Origin of the sequence: Thermoanaerobacterium sp. CMT5567-10, assembly GCF_030534315.2 — a bacterium.
GTDB lineage: Bacteria > Bacillota > Thermoanaerobacteria > Thermoanaerobacterales > Thermoanaerobacteraceae > Thermoanaerobacterium.
The window spans coordinates 399,026-416,774 of sequence record NZ_CP130558.2 but is presented as its reverse complement, the minus strand read 5'-3'; the positions used below and the strand labels follow the sequence as shown (position 1 = coordinate 416,774).

The 17,749-nt window shown below is 34.3% G+C and carries 21 protein-coding genes, 1 tRNA gene and 1 riboswitch; of the genes, 20 read left to right on the top strand and 2 right to left on the bottom strand.

Going from position 1 to position 17,749, the window contains the following annotated elements; translation table 11 throughout:
• Nucleotides 1–11 precede the first annotated feature (11 nt).
• The 5 genes from coaE to Q2T46_RS02275 all read left to right on the top strand — a co-directional run bounded on the left by coaE (nucleotide 12) and on the right by Q2T46_RS02275 (nucleotide 2,952).
• On the top strand, nucleotides 12–608 hold the full coding sequence (gene coaE / locus Q2T46_RS02295; RefSeq protein ID WP_013297591.1) for a dephospho-CoA kinase: 597 nt from the start codon (nucleotides 12–14) through the stop codon (nucleotides 606–608).
• 19 nt (nucleotides 609–627) lie between these two features.
• On the top strand, nucleotides 628–1,182 hold the full coding sequence (locus Q2T46_RS02290) for a lytic transglycosylase domain-containing protein (RefSeq protein WP_303264441.1): 555 nt from the start codon (nucleotides 628–630) through the stop codon (nucleotides 1,180–1,182).
• Between the two features lie 27 nt (nucleotides 1,183–1,209).
• Nucleotides 1,210–1,659 (top strand): DUF441 domain-containing protein, encoded by a 450-nt coding sequence (locus Q2T46_RS02285; RefSeq protein ID WP_303264442.1) that lies wholly within the window; start codon nucleotides 1,210–1,212, stop codon nucleotides 1,657–1,659.
• A 15-nt stretch (nucleotides 1,660–1,674) separates the two neighbouring features.
• On the top strand, nucleotides 1,675–2,709 hold the full coding sequence (locus tag Q2T46_RS02280) for a nicotinate phosphoribosyltransferase (RefSeq protein WP_303264443.1): 1,035 nt from the start codon (nucleotides 1,675–1,677) through the stop codon (nucleotides 2,707–2,709).
• A gap of 158 nt (nucleotides 2,710–2,867) precedes the next feature.
• A tRNA-Leu gene (locus Q2T46_RS02275) sits at nucleotides 2,868–2,952 on the top strand.
• A 59-nt stretch (nucleotides 2,953–3,011) separates the two neighbouring features.
• Here Q2T46_RS02275 and Q2T46_RS02270 read toward each other — a convergent pair.
• Nucleotides 3,012–3,929 carry an AEC family transporter gene (locus Q2T46_RS02270; protein WP_209454416.1) on the bottom strand — a complete coding sequence of 306 codons (918 nt, stop codon included), beginning with the start codon at nucleotides 3,927–3,929 and terminating at the stop codon, nucleotides 3,012–3,014.
• 188 nt (nucleotides 3,930–4,117) lie between these two features.
• Nucleotides 4,118–4,248, top strand: a riboswitch (cyclic di-AMP (ydaO/yuaA leader).
• A 5-nt stretch (nucleotides 4,249–4,253) separates the two neighbouring features.
• On the opposite strand from Q2T46_RS02270, the gene Q2T46_RS02265 reads away from it, so the two are divergent.
• Together Q2T46_RS02265 and typA are read left to right on the top strand one after the other, a co-directional pair.
• Nucleotides 4,254–4,952, top strand: coding sequence for an SH3 domain-containing C40 family peptidase (locus Q2T46_RS02265; RefSeq protein WP_303264444.1), 699 nt, complete (start codon nucleotides 4,254–4,256; stop codon nucleotides 4,950–4,952).
• A 144-nt stretch (nucleotides 4,953–5,096) separates the two neighbouring features.
• On the top strand, nucleotides 5,097–6,920 hold the full coding sequence (typA, locus tag Q2T46_RS02260) for a translational GTPase TypA (RefSeq protein WP_303264445.1): 1,824 nt from the start codon (nucleotides 5,097–5,099) through the stop codon (nucleotides 6,918–6,920).
• 40 nt (nucleotides 6,921–6,960) lie between these two features.
• Here typA and Q2T46_RS02255 read toward each other — a convergent pair whose 3' ends face one another.
• The gene (locus Q2T46_RS02255; protein WP_303264446.1) at nucleotides 6,961–7,542 is read right to left on the bottom strand and encodes a lytic transglycosylase domain-containing protein; all 582 of its coding nucleotides are present in this window, start codon (nucleotides 7,540–7,542) and stop codon (nucleotides 6,961–6,963) included.
• A 149-nt stretch (nucleotides 7,543–7,691) separates the two neighbouring features.
• Between Q2T46_RS02255 and Q2T46_RS02250 the strand changes: the two genes are divergently transcribed.
• The 13 genes from Q2T46_RS02250 (at nucleotide 7,692) to Q2T46_RS02190 (ending at nucleotide 17,749) form a co-directional block, all read left to right on the top strand.
• Complete coding sequence (locus tag Q2T46_RS02250; protein ID WP_303264447.1) at nucleotides 7,692–8,486, top strand: SPOR domain-containing protein; 795 nt, start codon at nucleotides 7,692–7,694, stop codon at nucleotides 8,484–8,486.
• A gap of 11 nt (nucleotides 8,487–8,497) precedes the next feature.
• Entirely contained in the window at nucleotides 8,498–8,851 is a 354-nt protein-coding gene (locus tag Q2T46_RS02245) for a DRTGG domain-containing protein (RefSeq protein ID WP_303264448.1), read from the top strand.
• Nucleotides 8,852–8,868: 17 nt separating this feature from the next.
• On the top strand, nucleotides 8,869–9,273 hold the full coding sequence (locus Q2T46_RS02240) for an ATP-binding protein (RefSeq protein ID WP_399388499.1): 405 nt from the start codon (nucleotides 8,869–8,871) through the stop codon (nucleotides 9,271–9,273).
• A 14-nt stretch (nucleotides 9,274–9,287) separates the two neighbouring features.
• Nucleotides 9,288–10,598, top strand: a complete 1,311-nt coding sequence (locus Q2T46_RS02235) for a [Fe-Fe] hydrogenase large subunit C-terminal domain-containing protein (protein WP_303264450.1) — start codon at nucleotides 9,288–9,290, stop codon at nucleotides 10,596–10,598.
• On the top strand, nucleotides 10,595–10,924 hold the full coding sequence (locus Q2T46_RS02230) for a DRTGG domain-containing protein (RefSeq protein ID WP_303264451.1): 330 nt from the start codon (nucleotides 10,595–10,597) through the stop codon (nucleotides 10,922–10,924). The genes Q2T46_RS02235 and Q2T46_RS02230 overlap by 4 nt, the downstream gene beginning before the upstream one ends.
• Nucleotides 10,921–11,616, top strand: a complete 696-nt coding sequence (locus Q2T46_RS02225; RefSeq protein WP_303264452.1) for a PHP domain-containing protein — start codon at nucleotides 10,921–10,923, stop codon at nucleotides 11,614–11,616. The genes Q2T46_RS02230 and Q2T46_RS02225 overlap by 4 nt, the downstream gene beginning before the upstream one ends.
• A 146-nt stretch (nucleotides 11,617–11,762) precedes the next feature.
• Nucleotides 11,763–12,245, top strand: a complete 483-nt coding sequence (locus Q2T46_RS02220; RefSeq protein ID WP_303264453.1) for an NAD(P)H-dependent oxidoreductase subunit E — start codon at nucleotides 11,763–11,765, stop codon at nucleotides 12,243–12,245.
• 6 nt (nucleotides 12,246–12,251) lie between these two features.
• Nucleotides 12,252–12,797, top strand: a complete 546-nt coding sequence (locus Q2T46_RS02215; RefSeq protein WP_303264454.1) for an ATP-binding protein — start codon at nucleotides 12,252–12,254, stop codon at nucleotides 12,795–12,797.
• Between the two features lie 2 nt (nucleotides 12,798–12,799).
• Entirely contained in the window at nucleotides 12,800–13,165 is a 366-nt protein-coding gene (locus tag Q2T46_RS02210) for a ferredoxin (protein ID WP_303264455.1), read from the top strand.
• Nucleotides 13,166–13,178: 13 nt separating this feature from the next.
• Nucleotides 13,179–14,969 carry an NADH-quinone oxidoreductase subunit NuoF gene (gene nuoF, locus Q2T46_RS02205; RefSeq protein ID WP_303264456.1) on the top strand — a complete coding sequence of 597 codons (1,791 nt, stop codon included), beginning with the start codon at nucleotides 13,179–13,181 and terminating at the stop codon, nucleotides 14,967–14,969.
• A 20-nt stretch (nucleotides 14,970–14,989) separates the two neighbouring features.
• Nucleotides 14,990–16,735, top strand: coding sequence for an NADH-dependent [FeFe] hydrogenase, group A6 (locus tag Q2T46_RS02200; RefSeq protein WP_303264457.1), 1,746 nt, complete (start codon nucleotides 14,990–14,992; stop codon nucleotides 16,733–16,735).
• Between the two features lie 155 nt (nucleotides 16,736–16,890).
• Entirely contained in the window at nucleotides 16,891–17,142 is a 252-nt protein-coding gene (locus Q2T46_RS02195) for a DUF4321 domain-containing protein (RefSeq protein ID WP_303264458.1), read from the top strand.
• A 31-nt stretch (nucleotides 17,143–17,173) separates the two neighbouring features.
• Nucleotides 17,174–17,749 (top strand): nucleoside triphosphate pyrophosphatase, encoded by a 576-nt coding sequence (locus Q2T46_RS02190; RefSeq protein WP_303264459.1) that lies wholly within the window; start codon nucleotides 17,174–17,176, stop codon nucleotides 17,747–17,749.

Genomic DNA, 17,749 nt, shown 5'->3' with positions numbered 1-17,749 from the left:
GAGGTGCTATGATGGAGGTTATAGGATTGACGGGTGGAATTGCGTCTGGGAAAAGCACCGTATCATCGATACTTAGAAGTCTTGGGGCATTTATAATTGACGCAGATGTTGTTTCAAGAGAGATTATGATTAAAGGTACTAAAACATATAATATATTAGTTAATGAGTTTGGAAAAGAAATTTTAAGAAAAGATGGAGAAATAGACAGAAAAAAGCTTGGTAACCTTGTGTTTGCTGATAAACAGAAATTAAATAGACTAAATGAAATAACACATCCGGAAATAATAAGGAGAATAAAAGAAATAATAGAAGAAGAAAGAAAAAATGGTAAAGAGAAGGCAATTATTTTAGATGCGGCTCTTCTCATTGAAATGCGGCTTTTTAATATGGTAGATGAAGTATGGCTTGTAGTAGTAGACAAAAAAACTCAGATAAGAAGACTCATGAAAAGAGACAATTTGAATTACAATGATGCTTTGAACCGTATTAAAAGCCAGATGTCTATAGAAGACAAAATGAAGTATGCCGATTTTATCATTAATAATTGTAAGGACTTTAATGCTATAAAAAAGCAGGTTGAATTATTGTGGGGACGATTTTCAAAATAGAACATCTGGAGGTATTATATTGAAATTTAAAAAAGTCACAGTAATTATTGTAGTAATATTTACCATTTTGACAGTTTATGGCGTTAAAACCAACTGGTTTTTAAAGCAGCTATATCCTAAAAAATTCAGCCAGCAGGTATACTTTTATTCAAATCAATATGGTGTCGATCCTTATTTGGTTTTTGCTATGATAAAGGCAGAGAGCAATTTTAATCCTGACATTGTTTCCAGTAAAGGTGCTATAGGCCTTATGCAGGTCATTCCTGAGACAGGAATTTGGGTGGCGAATTACATAGGTATAAAAAATTTTAATGTAAATATGCTGTATAATCCCGATTATAACATAAACATAGGGACGTGGTATCTAAAATATCTTTTAAAACAATTTAATAACAATATCACTTTAGCAGTTGCAGCATATAATGGTGGAAGCGGCAATGTTTCAAATTGGTTGAAGGATAAAAGATATTCAGAAAATGGCAGCAATTTAAAAAAGGTACCTTTTTCAGAAACGGATAAATACATCAAAAAGGTGACTAAATACTACAAGATTTACAAGAGCTTGTATGAATAATTTGAATTGAAATTGTGAGGGGGTTATATGGATTTTGGTGTTGCGCTTCTTTCTGTCATGTTATTTTTCAGCATTGTAGGGAAAAATAACAATGTTGCAGCTGCTATTTCAATGCTTTTGCTTATTAAGCTTATGAATCTAGAAATAATTAATCAATATATATCGAAAAATGGGGTGAATCTTGGTATAATAATATTGACAATGGGAGCTCTATCTCCGCTTGCCTTGAATAAGGTATCATTAAGCGATTTTATAAATGCCTCGAAAAGCATTGAAGGCCTTATTACAATTATCGCTGGGATAATTGTGGCTGTATTGGCATCTGTAGGTCTTGATACGATGAAAGTAGACACTAATGGGGTAGTTGGCGTTTTGCTAGGCACAGTAATTGGAGTAAGCTTTTTTAAAGGTGCACCGATAGGTCCAATGATAGCTCTCGGTATAACAACTATAATACTTAAGATATTTCGATTATAGAGAGGGAGAATACATATGAAAATGATAAAGTATCTTGAAGATCTAAGGGAAGTTAAGGTGAGTGAAAATAGGGAATTTTTTTCTGCAACACATGAAGAAATAAAGAATGGCGCTACGACAGATGTATATTTTTTAAGAACACAGGATATTTTAAAACACTTAGGAATCGATGGTAAAGTCGTTACAGCAGAGATATTTGCACGAAAAAATGGAATTTTTGCAGGCTTGCCAGAAGTAAAAAGTATTTTGAAAGATAAAAATATTGAAGTATGGTCTATAAATGAAGGAGAAACATTTGAACCAAAAGAAACAGTTATGAGAATCATTGGACCTTACAATGAATTTGGGACATATGAGACCGTCATATTAGGGATACTTGCAAGCTCTTGTGGGTGGGCAACTGCAGCAAGAGAGTTAAAGGAAGCTATTCCAGATAAGCCGCTCCTTTGCTTTGGCGCAAGACACGTACATCCAGCGGTAGCACCTGTTATGGAAAGAGCTGCACTTATAGGTGGTGCAGATGATGCAAGCTGCATACTAGGAGCAAAACTTGCTGGAAAAGAACCGAAAGGAACTGTCCCACATGCAGCATTTCTGATTGCTGGTGATACACTACCTATAGCAAAAGCATACAGTGAAATAACGCCTGATGATGAGAAAATAACTATCTTAGTTGATACATTTAAGGATGAGATAGAGGAATCATTAAGAGTTGCTGAATATCTTGGCGATAGGTTATACGGAATAAGGTTAGACACACCGTCAGAAAGAGGAGGCGTTACGGCCAGCCTCGTTTATGAACTAAGACAGAGGCTTAATCAAAAAGGATACAATAACGTCAAAATTATTGTGTCTGGCGGGCTTACACCTGAAAGAATAAAAGAACTTGCATTGAGTGGTGCAGATGCATTTGGCGTTGGAAGTTATATATCAGACGCTCCACCAATAGATATGACTATGGATATTAAAGAGGTAGAAGGAGAACCTATTGCTAAAAGAGGCAGAATTCCTGGGAGAATAGAAAATAAAAAATTAAAGAGAATAATATAATCAAGCAAGAAACTTATTCTTGCTTGATTTAATATAATTTATTTTTTGCATTTTGCAATTTAATATTTTGTAATATAAGTTTATGTAGTCGTATAAAAAAGTATTGACACAAATTAAAAAACATTATATAATGACTATTGTGTTAACGATGAAGACGCGCGGGGGTGGCGGAATAGGCAGACGCGTACGTTTGAGGGGCGTATGGAGTTATCCGTGCGGGTTCAAGTCCCGCCCTCCGCACCAAAATGAAAATAGATATTTTACATAAAAGTAAGCCTTGAAGGCTTTATTTTTTATGTTTATTACCACTTTAGCATTATAAGTGACATAAATATGATAGTGATAATGGTTGTAGATGTTATAAATATAGAGGCAAGTTTTACGTTTAAATTCCTCTCATCTGAATATATTACTGCTACTAGTGCTGTTGGCATTATTGAGCCTAGCATTATGGCTTTAATTGTCATTGAAGCTGTGCTGAAGAAAAGTGGCAGTGTAATAAACAATACTATACCAGGTATGTACTTTATAATAAGGCCTTTTATCAGTGATACTAATTCGTCTTTATCTAAATTAAAATCAAGGAAGTATCCGATTACGAAAAGGGCTAAGGTAGTATTTGGCAGTGAAATTTGTTCCACCAGATTAACGATTAAGCTTGGAAACTTAAATCCCAATATATTCAAAGTAAATGCAATAATATATGTATCAAATGGAACAAAGTATAAGATTTTTTTTAAAACTTTTTTTATATCTATTTTGCTACTTTGGGAGAATACATATGCAGCAATATATGCAATTCCAAAGACGTTAAATGAGTTACCCATGTCAAACATAGCAATGTGTAAAAGTCCATTACTACCATATATCTGCTGAATAAAAGGAAATGCAAAAAGACCGATGTTGTACCCACATAGTGAAATCATAAGCGTGCCTTTAGTTTCTTTTTTTAAATTGGCATTTTTAAAAATTAAAAGCCCAATAAGAAAAGTAATAAAGCCCATGACAAATCCAGAAAATGTTAAAATGAATAGATTTGTACTTACTTTCGTAGTAAAAAATACTTTTGCAATGCTGGCAGGTAGAGTTATATATATGATGAAGTTATTTAATACCTTTCCAGTTTCATTCGGTAAAAATTTCATCTTTTTTACTGCATAGCCTAAAAAAATTATTATAATGCTTATTGATATTTTTTGAAGTATGATTATCTGACTCATCTAGATCCCCTTTCTGTATTGTTAAATAAAATTATACTATATTAGAGAGATTATTTACATAGATTGTAACAAATTTATAAATTTTTTATAAAATATATTAAGGAAATATTAAAAAAATATTAAAAAATTATTATGAAAACATTGACTTTATTAATAATATCTGATAAAATGAAAGAAACTTGTACATATTAGCAATCTTGCCGAATCCTATTTAGGTACGGAGGATTTTCATGTTTTGGGGTTAATCTGCTATAAGCAGTAGGGATACCTTCTTATTCCGCACCCGTCAACTAACTCCGGAGGCAAAAAGGAAGGAGATTAGCTATGAATTGTCGATTAAGTAAATTAGTTTTTGGTGTATCCGTTTTCGGTATGACACTTGTAGGTTCTTCAATGTTGACGCATGTTTACGCAGATAATCTTGGAACTGGCATTGTGACAGGAAATAATGTAAATATCAGAAGTGGTGGTAGTTTATCATCAAAAGTAATAACTCAATTAAATTGGAATGACGCTGTCACTGTACTTGGACAGGAAAATGGCTGGTACAATATAAAATTATCTAATGGAACTGTTGGATGGATATATGGGCAATACCTTTCTTTAAGATCATCATCTAGCACAGTGTCTAGAGGGGATGTTGATAGGAGTGTTGTTTCCAGGTTGATAGACTTTGGTAAGAAGTTTTTAGGGACTAAATATGTCTATGGTGGTGAATCACCTTCTGGATTCGATTGCTCTGGATTTACACAGTACGTCTTAAAAAGTGTAGGGATAGATCTTCCGAGAACTGCTTCAAGCCAAGCAACAGTTGGAATATATGTAGACAGAGGAAATTTACAGCCTGGTGATTTGGTGTTTTTTAAGACATTAGGTAGCAGCATAATAAATCATGCTGGTATATACATAGGGAATGGAGAGTTTATGCATGCCTCATCAGGTGCAGGAAAAGTCATGATAAGTTCACTTAACGATGGCTATTACAGCACTCACTATGCCACAGCCAGAAGAGTAATACAGTAAATAATATAGAGACAAAAAGGCACTTTCATGTGTCTTTTTTTTAATGCCTTTTGTAACTTTAATCGTTTGTTGACTATTTAGGCATATTAATATATTATAATATATTGTATAAAATTTGCTTTTATGTGGAAGGAGATAACCTAGATGGGGTTTGTAAGAGATGATATAAGGAACGTAGCTATAATAGCACATGTTGATCACGGAAAGACAACTTTAGTAGACGGAATGCTTAAGCAGAGTGGCATTTTTAGGCAAAATGAAAAAGTTGAAGAAAGAGTAATGGATTCAAATGAGCTTGAAAGAGAAAGAGGTATAACGATTCTTTCAAAAAATACTGCTATTAGGTACAATGGTGTAAAAATAAATATAGTTGATACACCTGGGCATGCAGATTTTGGCGGTGAAGTAGAGCGGGTACTAAAGATGGTTGACGGTGTATTATTACTTGTAGATGCTTTTGAAGGACCAATGCCTCAGACCAGATTTGTATTGAGCAAAGCTTTAGAGCTTAATTTAAAGCCTATTGTAGTTGTAAATAAAATCGATAGACCAGATGCCAGACCTGAAGAGGTGATTGACGAGGTTCTTGATTTGTTTATAGAGCTTGGTGCTGATGATGATCAAATTGATTTTCCTGTTGTATATGCATCTGCAAGGGAAGGGGTTGCTAAATTAAATCTAAAAGATGAATCAGTTGATTTGCGCCCACTTTTTGATACGATTTTAAAAGAGATTCCGGCACCAGAAGGCGATATAGATGACCCACTGCAACTTATTGTTACGACACTTGATTATGACGATTATATTGGGAGAATCGCTATTGGAAAAGTCGTAAGAGGCAAAATCGTATCAGGTGAAAATGTCGCTATATGTAAAAGAGATGGATCTGTACAAAATGTAAAACTGAGTAATTTATACCAATATGAAGGCTTAAAAAGGGTTCAAGTTGAGGATGCTTTGCTAGGTGATATAGTGGCTGTATCAGGTATAAGCGATATAGAAATAGGTGAAACTATAGCGGATCCTGAAAAACCTGAGCCAGTTGATTTTGTCGAGATAGAAGAACCTACAATTTCAATGACTTTCGGAGTAAATACTAGTCCCTTTGCAGGAAGAGAAGGCAAGTATGTTACATCTAGACACCTTAGAGAAAGGCTATTTAGAGAGCTTGAAACAAATGTTGCATTAAGGGTGGAAGAGACAGAGACGACAGAAGCATTTAAGGTATCTGGACGTGGTGAGCTACATCTATCTATTTTGATAGAAACCATGAGAAGAGAAGGGTATGAGCTGCAAGTATCTAAACCCACTGTTATTATAAAAGAGATAAATGGTGTCAAGCATGAGCCTATAGAGCTTGTGACGATTGACATACCTGAGGATTTTATGGGTGTGGTTATGGAGAAGATGGGCTCTAGAAAAGGGGAGCTTATGGACATGCATACATTAAAACCAGGGACGCTAAGGCTTAAGTTTAAAATACCAACAAGAGGCCTTATTGGATACCGTTCTGAATTTCTTACAGATACAAAAGGAAATGGGATAATGACGTCTGTCATTTATGATTATGAACCGTACAAAGGTGATATACCAACAAGGTCTAGAGGTTCTCTAGTGGCTTTTGAAACTGGTACAACAACTACGTATGGTCTTTACAATGCGCAGGAGAGAGGAACTCTTTTAGTTGGACCTGGTGTTGAAGTGTATGAAGGTATGATAGTTGGTGAAAATTCTAGAAGTGAGGATATAGATGTCAATGTATGCAAGAAAAAGCATGTTACTAATTTGCGTTCCGCAACTGCAGATGAGGCATTAAGGCTTTCACCTATAAGAGAGATGTCTCTTGAAGAAGCATTGGAGTTTATAGCAAATGATGAGCTTGTGGAAGTTACACCGAAAAGCATAAGGCTGAGGAAAAAGATATTAAGTGCACAGCAAAGGTATAAAAATGCAAAATATAAGCAGTAAATAATAAAAGGGTTGTCACATTACGTGCATGGCCCTTTTTTTATTTTGATAAATCATCTATGATTTTATTTATATAGTTTACTGTTTCATCATATGGTGGTATGCCACTGTATTTATCTACTGCTGCTTCCCCAGCATTGTAAGCTGCCAAAGCCAGAGTAGTATTGTTGTATTTGTTAAGCAGTTGACTTAACAACTTTGTACCACCATCAATATTTTCTTCAGGATCAAAAGGGTTGTCAATTCCTAAATATTGAGCAGTCGATGGCATTAACTGCATAAGACCAATAGCACCAGCATTTGATACAGCATACGGATTGTAATTTGATTCGGCTTTTATGACAGCATTTATCAATTCTGTACTAACTCCATATTTTTTTGAAGCTTCACTAATGTAATCAGCTATATCAGCAATCGATGTTTTGTTTACATTAACTGGTTTTACATTTGCTGATTTATTTGCTTCAGTCACATAATTATTTGTATTTACAGAGCCTTCACTTATTAAGTTATTTAAAATATCCTGAAATGAATTATTCTGGTTTGTGAGGTTTATATTTACAGGTAGCCGTGATTGGATTTCATTAAATTTGCTTTCAATCAATGAATTAATATAATCCAATTCAAAAACCTCCTTTTTTATATATAATTCGACATGAATTGAAAAAATCCTTTAACTTTTAAAAAATGAGAAAATAGTCCTAAGAAATAATTTAAAGTAGTTTAAAAAGGAATTTAAGCATTTATGTAGAATATATTTTATAGGTGATTATGGTGTATGCAAAAGAAGAAAGTAAGAAAAATGTTAAAATTAACTTAAAAAAAGGTGTTCTTTTATTATTTTTATCAATATTTGTTTCTATGTTAATAGGCTTTTTAATAACACAGTTTTTGATAAGACCTTACTTATCTAAAATAAGCAGCAGCACTAAGTACAGTTATTCTCTTAAAATTCCTCAATTAAATTATTATATTGTTAAAATAGGAGAATACGACAATGAAAGGGATGCAGACTACAATTTAAATTTGCTTATCATGAAAGGAATTTATGGGGAATCAATAAAAAGCAATGATAAATATATTTTAAGCGTAGGATATTTTATTGATAAAGATGAAGCCAATAATTTAAGTTTAAAACTTAATAAAAGTGGTATCATATCGTCTGTTGTTATAAACAATGGTCCTATTTATGAAATATCTTACGAGGAAAATTCAAAAGATGATGTAAAGATTGCATTAGATAATATAAACAGCTTTTATAATAATCTATCGCATTTATCCGAGCTGTCATATAAAATAGCTTTTGGAATTGCCAGTGAAAAAGATATAGATGAGACAGAGTTGTACTTTAAAAAATACAGTGAAGTGCCTTATAATATAAGAAGTGATAATAATTTAAAAAAAATTGTAGAGAGTACAATGGCTATTAATGGTCATATTTTAAACAATTTTAAAGATATTAAAACTTCATTTGAGCTTAATGATGGAAATGCTTATGGCTTAACACAGAAGCTGTTTATTGATTCTATAATGGAATATTATAGTAAGATGAGTTCTTTGAAATAGGGGAGTGTAGCATGAAGCTTGCGGAAGTAAGAGAAATATTAAAAGCGGAAGTTCTTTGCGGACATGAGAGATTGTCAGAAGAAGTTAATACTGCTTGCGGCGCAGACCTTATGAGTGATGTCTTAGCTTCTAAAGATGAGAAATCATTGCTGCTAACGGGACTTACAAATGTACAAGTTGTAAGGACAGCAGAAGTCTTAGGTGATATCATATGTATTGTGTTTGTAAGGGGCAAAGAACCTGGATGTGAGATTTTGGAAATGGCTGATTCTGCTTCAATTGTCGTTATGAAAACTGATTATCCTCTTTTTATTGCATGTGGCCTTTTATACAAAAATGGACTTAATTGTGGGAGTGATTCTTAATCGTGAAGCCATATATAATGGAATTTGATGTTAAAGCAAGAGATTTTTCATCTGCAGGGGAATCGTCAAGTGCATTTAGAAAGACTTTACTGATGCTTTCTGTACCATCAGATATTGTAAGAAGGGCTTCGATAGCAGCTTATGAAGCGGAGATGAATATCGTTATTCATTCATATGGTGGTAAAATGCATTTTGAAATATATTCAGATAAAATAGTTATTATAGCGGAAGATACTGGGCCAGGCATAAAAGATTTAGAACTTGCGATGACAGAAGGATATTCTACGGCTCCAAAAGAGGTAATAGAGATGGGATTTGGAGCAGGAATGGGTTTACCTAATATGAAAAGAAATGCTGATGTAATGGACATTGTCAATCATGATGAGAATGGTACCAAAATCGTCATGACAATTAATATTTAAGGTGGTTGTTTGTAATGTATATTCATTCTGTAACTCTTGATAAAGATAGATGTAAAGGATGTACAAACTGTATAAAAAGATGCCCAACAGAGGCAATACGTGTAAGAGATGGTAAAGCGAAAATAATTAAGGAAAAGTGTATTGATTGCGGTGAATGTGTTAGAGTTTGTCCATATCATGCTAAAATCGTTGTGACTGATGATACTGAGATGATGAAAAATTACAAATACAAGATAGCACTTCCTGCACCATCACTGTACGGCCAATTTAAAGACATGACAATTGGAGATATACTTGCATCTTTAAAATCATGTGGATTTGACGAAGTTTTTGAAGTCGCATACGCGGCTGATATTGTTTCATATATAACCAGAACTATAGTAAAGATAAAAAACTTTAAAAGGCCTATTATATCATCTGCATGTCCTGCAATTGTACGTCTTATACAACAGAGATTTCCATCATTGATTGACAATATTTTAGATATTATGCCACCTGTAGAAGTTGCTGGGAAAATTGCTAAAGATGAGGCAAAAAAGAAAACAGGTCTTAATGATGAGGAAATAGGAGTATTTTTCATATCACCATGTGCTGCAAAAGTGACTAGCGTAAAGAACCCCATAGGCATTAAAAAATCATATATAGACGGTGTTTTTTCAATGCATGATATATATAGCATGATTTTGGACAATAGAAGATCTCGGGATAAAAGTGTAGAGCATGCTTCATCAATGATTGGTGTTGGCTGGGCAAATACAGGTGGTGAGTCCTATGGCACATCACTGGAAAACTGCCTTTTTGTGGATGGAATCCAAAATGTGATAAATGTGCTTGAAGAGATAGAATTAGGAAAGTTAAATGATATAGATTTTTTTGAAGGACTGGCGTGTATTGGTGGATGCGTTGGAGGTCCATTAACTGTTGAAAATAACTTCGTAGCGAGAAATAGAATAATGAAGATAAAAGAAAAACTTAATAAAGAAGCTAATATCAAAAAGCATTTAGTAGCAGATTATAGGGCGTTTATGCTAAATGTAGAACTTAAAAAAAGCGATGTTTTAAATCTTGACGATGATATAGACAAAGCTATAGATAAGATGAAATTAATTGATGAAATATACAAAAATCTTCCTGGTCTTGACTGTGGTTCATGTGGATCACCTGGTTGCAGAGCCCTTGCGGAAGACATAGTTAAAGGTTATGCTAGTGAGTACGACTGTATCTTTAAATTGAAGGACAGGATTAAAATATTGGCTGAAGAGATTAATAAGTTGTCAATTAAAATTCCGCCTGTTATAGGCAGTGATAAGGAGGTAAAATCTTGAAAGTAAAAGATATTTTGAATTCGGAATTTACACTTGTGGCAGGAAGCGGTGGAATTGAAAAAGAAATAAGCAACGTCTACGTATGTGATTTATTGAGTTTTGTAATGTCTCATGTTAAAAGCGGCAGTGCATGGATAACGATACAGACTCATGTAAATGTAGTTGCTGTTGCGCTAATGACAGAAATAAGCTGTATAATTATTTGTGAAGGGGAAAAACTTGATGAAAATGCTAAAGTAAAAGCTGATGAGGAAAATATACCCGTTATTTCATTTAGTGGTACATCATATGATGCAGCAATTAGATTGAGTGAGTTGATCAAATGAAGTTTTACTACGACTTGCACATCCATTCTGCTTTATCGCCTTGTGCTGATAATGAAATGACTCCGAATAACATAGTGAATATGGCTGTGTTAAAAGGACTTGATGTGATATCAATAACTGATCACAATTCCGCAAAAAATGTAGAAGTTATTTACGAATTAAGCAAGTCTAAAGGGATAAAATTAATTCCCGGAATAGAAGTTCAGACAAAGGAAGAGGTTCATATATTATGTTATTTTTTTGATATTTTTGACTGCATAAGCTTTGGAAAAATAATTTATGACAGCTTAGAATGCATAAAAAATAACAAATCTATTTTCGGAGAACAGCTTATTATGGATGAAGATGATAACATTATTGCGGAAGAAGAAAAGCTGCTTTTAACTTCATGCGGCTATTCTATTAATGATATTTTTAAAATGATGGATGGGAAAGGTGCTGCTGTACCTGCCCATGTAGATCGTACTTCCTACAGCATCATATCAAATTTAGGGTTTATACCGAATATTTCTAATCTAAAGACGGTTGAAGTATCTTCTGATTTTAGTATAGTAGGAAATACAAGTGAATATCAAAAAAAGCACAAGACAATTTCGTCTTCTGATGCGCACCGACTAGGCGATATAAATGAAAGAATCCATTATATAGAGTGCAATGATTTTGAAAGTATCGTAGAATGGCTTTGCAGTTAATAAAAACATATCAAATTAGTCGGGATTATCAGAAAATAAAAAATTTTATTTTAAACCTGTTAAAAAATTAATTAACATATGATATAATAATCATGTCTTATTATTATATTTAAAAGTTCTAAAATTATTCAAAAGGAGGGTATTAGATGCAAGCAATTTATGAAAAATTTGACGAAGAAAAGGTAAATAAATTTAAAAAAGTAATTGACGAATTAAAAAATGTCGATGGTTCGCTGATTGCTGTTATGAATGAAGCACAAGAAATTTTTGGATATTTACCTATTGAAGTACAGCAATTTATCTCAGAAGAAATGAATGTACCGCTGACAGAAATTTTTGGTATTGCGACGTTTTATTCTAGGTTTACTTTGAAGCCATCCGGAAAGTACAAAATAGGTTTATGCCTTGGGACTGCTTGTTATGTAAAAGGTTCTGCGATGGTATTGGAAAAATTGAAAGAGAAACTTGGAATAAGTGTTGGAGATGTAACAAGCGACGGCAAGTTTTCACTTGAAGCGACTCGCTGCTTAGGTGCTTGTGGACTTGCACCGGTTATGATGATAAATGGCGAAGTCTTTGGAAGATTGACACCTGATGATGTTGATGATATTTTGAAAAAGTTTGATTAAATAAATATGAAAGAGTTGTCACTTTACATTTTAGATATTGCACAAAACAGCCTAAAGGCCGGTGCAAAAAATATTAAAATTGAACTTGACATTGATCATAGTAAGGATTTGCTTACTGTTATTGTAGATGACGATGGATGTGGTATGGAAAAGGAATTTTTACAGAAGGTTTTTGATCCTTTTACAACGACTAGAAAAGAGCGAAAAGTAGGATTAGGTTTATCGTTTTTTAAAGAGTTAGCTCAACAGTGTGGCGGAGACGCAAAAATCGAGTCTAAAAAGGGTATCGGCACTCATGTTGAAGGAACTTTTAAAATTTCTAGTGTTGATTTAATACCAATCGGTGATATACCTTCTACTATAATTTCACTGATTATTTCAGATAGTGAAGTTGAAATATTGTTTGTCATTAAAGTAGACGAGAAAATTTTTAAATTTGACACAGTTGAGATAAAAAAAGTATTGGACGGCGTGAAAATTTCTGAACCATCTGTATTAAAATGGTTGCGAGAGTATTTGACCGAAAATCTAAAATGTGTCATGGAGGTGTAAATATGAAATCAATTGAAGAGTTAGAAAAGATTAGAAGAGAAACTTTAGAGAAAGTAAATCTTCGGAAAGATAGAAATGGCATAAGGATAACTGTAGGAATGGCTACATGTGGCATAGCTGCTGGTGCGAGACCTGTAATGATGGCAATATTAGATGAACTTGGTAAAAGAAATATAACGGATGTTGTCGTTGCTGAGACAGGTTGTATTGGCATGTGCAAGTATGAGCCAATGGTTGATGTATATATTCCAGGACAAGAGAAAGTAACTTATATAAAAGTTGATGAAAACAAAGCTAGACAGATTGTAGCAGAGCATGTTGTTAATGGACATCCAATTAAAGAATGGACTATTAGTAATGTTGAATAAAGGAGGGCTGTAGATGTTATATAGATCACATGTTATGGTATGCGGTGGTACTGGATGTACATCGTCAAATTCAGATAGGATTGCAAAGTGTTTTGAAGAAGAAATTGCAAATAAAGGCCTTGATAAAGAAATTCAAGTAGTGAGGACTGGATGTTTTGGACTGTGTGAACTAGGTCCTGTTGTGGTTGTATATCCCGAAGGTGTTTTTTACAGCCGTGTTAAAGAAGAATATGTTCCTGAAATTGTTGAAGAACATTTACTAAAAGGAAGAATTGTAAAAAAATATCTTTATGGCGAAAGCGTAACAGAAGAAGGAATAAAGCCTCTAGAAGAAACTGGATTCTTTAAAAAACAGCAAAGAGTGGCCTTGAGAAACTGCGGACTTATAAATCCGGAAGATATAAAAGAAGCAATTGCATTTGATGGATATAAAGCTTTGGCAAAAGTTTTGACAGAAATGACTCCGGAAGAAGTTATATCGGAAATTAAGAAATCAGGGTTAAGAGGTAGAGGTGGTGGTGGCTTCCCTACTGGTGTGAAATGGGAATTTGCTTATAACCAGAAGGAGACACCAAAATACGTCGTTTGTAATGCTGATGAAGGGGACCCTGGTGCATTCATGGACAGAAGTGTGTTAGAGGGAGATCCTCACAGCGTCTTAGAAGCTATGGCGATAGCAGGGTATGCAATAGGAGCTAACCATGGTTATATTTATGTTAGGGCTGAATATCCTTTGGCGGTAAAAAGACTTCAGATTGCTATCGATCAAGCTAGAGAATATGGACTTTTAGGTAAAAATATTTTTAATACAGGATTTGACTTCGATATTGAAATAAGGCTTGGAGCAGGAGCTTTTGTATGCGGTGAAGAGACAGCACTTCTAAATTCTGTTATGGGAAAACGCGGTGAACCAAGACCAAGACCTCCATTCCCTGCTGTAAAAGGTGTATGGGAGAAACCGACGATTATCAACAATGTTGAAACTTATGCGAACATTCCAGCAATTATACTAAAAGGTGCAGAATGGTTCTCAAGTATAGGAACTGAAAAATCAAAGGGTACTAAAGTTTTTGCTCTTGGCGGAAAGATAAACAACACAGGATTAGTAGAAATTCCTATGGGTACAACGCTTCGCGAAATCATATTTGAAATAGGTGGGGGAATTCCTAACGGTAAAAAGTTTAAGGCAGCTCAGACTGGTGGTCCTTCCGGTGGATGTATTCCAGCAGAGCATCTAGACACACCTATTGATTACGATTCGCTTTTAAGCATAGGATCAATGATGGGTTCTGGCGGCCTTATTGTGATGGATGAAGATAATTGCATGGTCGATATAGCAAAATTCTTCCTAGAATTCACAGTTGACGAATCATGTGGTAAATGTTCACCTTGCCGTATAGGTACGAGAAGGATGCTTGAATTGCTAAATAAGATTACATCTGGAAAGGGTGAAGAGGGAGACATTGAAAAACTTGAAACTCTTGCCAATTCCATAAAAGCATCTTCACTATGTGGACTTGGTCAGACTGCACCAAACCCTGTTCTTTCGACGCTTAGGTATTTCAGAGATGAATATGAGGCTCATATAAAAGAGAAGAGATGTCCTGCTGGTGTGTGTCAGGCGCTTTTGAGATTTAGAATTGATCCTGAAAAGTGTAAAGGATGCGGAATATGTGCTAAAAACTGTCCTACAAATGCTATTTCAGGAAAAATAAAACAGCCGCATGTTATTGATCAAAATAAGTGCATTAAATGCGGAACATGTATGGATAAGTGTCCATTTGATGCTATATACAAGAAGTAGTAATGAAAGGAGTGCGAAATATGGATAAAGTTCGAATAACTATAGATGGAATTCCTGTAGAAGTGCCTGCTAATTATACAGTATTACAGGCTGCAAAATATGCGAATATTGAGATTCCCACATTATGTTATCTGGAAGAAATTAACGAAATAGGTGCATGTAGACTATGTGTAGTTGAGATAAAAGGAGTTAGAAATTTACAAGCATCATGCGTTTATCCCGTTAGCGATGGAATGGAAATTTTCACAAATACACCTCGCGTACGGGAAGCAAGGCGTTCCAACTTAGAGTTGATATTATCTGCGCATGATAGAAGCTGTCTGACATGTGTTAGAAGTGGAAACTGTGAATTGCAAGAATTAAGCAGAAAGTTTGGAATTGATGAAATTAGGTTTATGGGAGAAAATATAAAATATCCAAAAGATGATTCATCTCCTTCAATTGTTAGGGATCCAAATAAATGTGTTTTGTGCAGAAGATGTGTCGCTACATGCAATAATGTACAAAATGTTTTTGCAATTGGTATGGTCAATAGAGGATTTAAAACAATTGTTGCTCCTTCGTTTGATAGAAGCTTGAATGATTCACCATGTATTAGCTGTGGACAATGCATTGAAGCTTGCCCTGTTGGAGCTATTTACGAAAAGGATCACACAAAAATGGTTTACGATGCGCTTTTAGATGAGAAAAAGTATGTTGTGGTTCAAACTGCTCCAGCTGTAAGAGTTGCACTTGGCGAAGAATTTGGACTGCCTTATGGTTCAATAGTGACAGGGAAAATGGTGTCAGCTTTGAAAAGATTAGGATTTGATAAAGTGTTTGATACGGACTTTGCTGCTGATTTAACAATTATAGAAGAAGGTAATGAGCTTTTAAAGAGGATTAATGAAGGCGGCAAGCTTCCTATGATAACATCCTGCAGTCCGGGGTGGATAAATTACTGTGAAAGATATTATCCTGAATTTATTGAAAATCTTTCAACATGCAAATCGCCTCATATGATGATGGGTGCTATAATCAAGAGCTATTTTGCTGAAAAGGAAGGAATAGATCCGAAAGATATATTTGTTGTATCAATTATGCCGTGTACAGCAAAGAAGTATGAAATAGACAGACCGCAAATGATGACAGATGGTATGAAGGACGTTGACGCTGTTTTAACTACAAGAGAATTAGCACGTATGATAAAACAATCTGGAATAGACTTTGTCAACTTACCTGACAGCGAATACGACAATCCGCTTGGAGAATCAACTGGTGCTGGTGTAATATTTGGAGCAACAGGTGGCGTTATGGAAGCAGCATTAAGAACTGTTGCTGATATTGTTGAAGGTAAAGACATTGAAAATTTTGAGTACAAAGAAGTAAGGGGATTAGAAGGAATAAGAGAAGCAAATATAAATATAGGCGGGAAAGAAATAAAAGTGGCCATAGCAAATGGAACAGGAAATGCAAAAAAATTATTAGATAAGATAAAAAATGGTGAAGCAGAGTACCACTTCATAGAAGTCATGGGATGCCCCGGTGGTTGTATAATGGGCGGTGGTCAGCCAATTCACAATCCAAATGAAAAAGAATTGGTAAGAAACAAGAGATTGAATGCAATATATGAAGCTGATAAAGATTTGCCAATCAGAAAGTCTCATAAAAATCCTATGATAACGAAACTGTATGAGGAATTTTTAATAAGTCCACTTGGTGAGAAATCTCATCACTTACTCCATACTAGTTACAGCAAGAAGGAATTATATCCCATGAATGATTAGATGATGGGCCCCCCAGTTGGGGGCTTTTTTTACCATAAATAACATATTAAAAAAAGATTAGATTGTGTCGAAATACATTATATTTATGATATAATTAAAAGGAAAAGTTTTAAAACGACGTGAAATCATAGAAAATAAATAAAAGGAGTGGGAGAATGAAGAGAAGCAAGGGATTGGGGACGTTGTTTTTTTTGCTGATTGTAGGTCTTCTTTTAGGCGGATTTGTTGGAGACTTCCTTGCTAAGTATGTCCAAGTTTTTTCATACCAACAAACAATAGGAATGAGTAGTCCAATAAATATCGACCTTAATTTTATCAAAATATCGTTTATGTTGGCATTTAAGTTTAATCTAGGTACAGCATTAGGTCTTATAATTGCTATATTTTCATATTACAAAGTAAAATAATTGACATTATGCGAAAGGAAAGTAATTGTATATGAAGATTGTTCTTGCATCAAATTCTCCTAGGCGACGGGAGATACTTTCAAACATTGGTCTTGACTTTGATGTGATACCTAGCAATATAGCAGAAGAAACAAAAGAGAAAGAACCAGAAAATATTGTTATGGATTTGTCAAGAAAAAAAGCATTATGCGTTGCTGAGAAATTGGATGATGATTCAATCGTTATAGGAGCAGATACAGTTGTTGTCATAGATGGTGAAATACTAGGCAAACCTAAGGACAAGGGTGAAGCATTTTCCATGCTTAGGAAGCTATCTGGAAGATGGCATAAGGTATATACTGGAGTTTCAGTGGTTTCACTAAAAAATCGCAAATTTATTAATGATTATGAATCGACCGATGTTTATATTAAGAATCTCAGCAATGACATGATCTTAAATTATATAGAAAAAGGTGAATGTTTAGATAAAGCAGGTTCATATGCTATTCAAGGCTATGGGGCATTGATTGTAGAGAGAATAAATGGTGATTATTTCAATGTTGTTGGACTGCCTATATCGAAATTGTACGATATATTTTTAAATGAATTTAATATAAACCTGCTATAA

Excerpts from the sequence above, each read along its gene's own strand:
- coaE (WP_013297591.1), top strand. The coding sequence starts at position 12 with ATGGAGGTTATAGGATTGACGGGTGGAATTGCGTCTGGGAAAAGCACC.
- Q2T46_RS02285 (WP_303264442.1), top strand. The coding sequence starts at position 1,210 with ATGGATTTTGGTGTTGCGCTTCTTTCTGTCATGTTATTTTTCAGCATT.
- Q2T46_RS02280 (WP_303264443.1), top strand. The coding sequence starts at position 1,675 with ATGAAAATGATAAAGTATCTTGAAGATCTAAGGGAAGTTAAGGTGAGT.
- Q2T46_RS02270 (WP_209454416.1), bottom strand. The coding sequence starts at position 3,929 with ATGAGTCAGATAATCATACTTCAAAAAATATCAATAAGCATTATAATA.
- Q2T46_RS02265 (WP_303264444.1), top strand. The coding sequence starts at position 4,254 with ATGAATTGTCGATTAAGTAAATTAGTTTTTGGTGTATCCGTTTTCGGT.
- typA (WP_303264445.1), top strand. The coding sequence starts at position 5,097 with ATGGGGTTTGTAAGAGATGATATAAGGAACGTAGCTATAATAGCACAT.
- Q2T46_RS02250 (WP_303264447.1), top strand. The coding sequence starts at position 7,692 with ATGGTGTATGCAAAAGAAGAAAGTAAGAAAAATGTTAAAATTAACTTA.
- Q2T46_RS02245 (WP_303264448.1), top strand. The coding sequence starts at position 8,498 with ATGAAGCTTGCGGAAGTAAGAGAAATATTAAAAGCGGAAGTTCTTTGC.
- Q2T46_RS02240 (WP_399388499.1), top strand. The coding sequence starts at position 8,869 with ATGGAATTTGATGTTAAAGCAAGAGATTTTTCATCTGCAGGGGAATCG.
- Q2T46_RS02235 (WP_303264450.1), top strand. The coding sequence starts at position 9,288 with ATGTATATTCATTCTGTAACTCTTGATAAAGATAGATGTAAAGGATGT.
- Q2T46_RS02225 (WP_303264452.1), top strand. The coding sequence starts at position 10,921 with ATGAAGTTTTACTACGACTTGCACATCCATTCTGCTTTATCGCCTTGT.
- Q2T46_RS02220 (WP_303264453.1), top strand. The coding sequence starts at position 11,763 with ATGCAAGCAATTTATGAAAAATTTGACGAAGAAAAGGTAAATAAATTT.
- Q2T46_RS02215 (WP_303264454.1), top strand. The coding sequence starts at position 12,252 with ATGAAAGAGTTGTCACTTTACATTTTAGATATTGCACAAAACAGCCTA.
- Q2T46_RS02210 (WP_303264455.1), top strand. The coding sequence starts at position 12,800 with ATGAAATCAATTGAAGAGTTAGAAAAGATTAGAAGAGAAACTTTAGAG.
- nuoF (WP_303264456.1), top strand. The coding sequence starts at position 13,179 with ATGTTATATAGATCACATGTTATGGTATGCGGTGGTACTGGATGTACA.
- Q2T46_RS02200 (WP_303264457.1), top strand. The coding sequence starts at position 14,990 with ATGGATAAAGTTCGAATAACTATAGATGGAATTCCTGTAGAAGTGCCT.
- Q2T46_RS02195 (WP_303264458.1), top strand. The coding sequence starts at position 16,891 with ATGAAGAGAAGCAAGGGATTGGGGACGTTGTTTTTTTTGCTGATTGTA.
- Q2T46_RS02190 (WP_303264459.1), top strand. The coding sequence starts at position 17,174 with ATGAAGATTGTTCTTGCATCAAATTCTCCTAGGCGACGGGAGATACTT.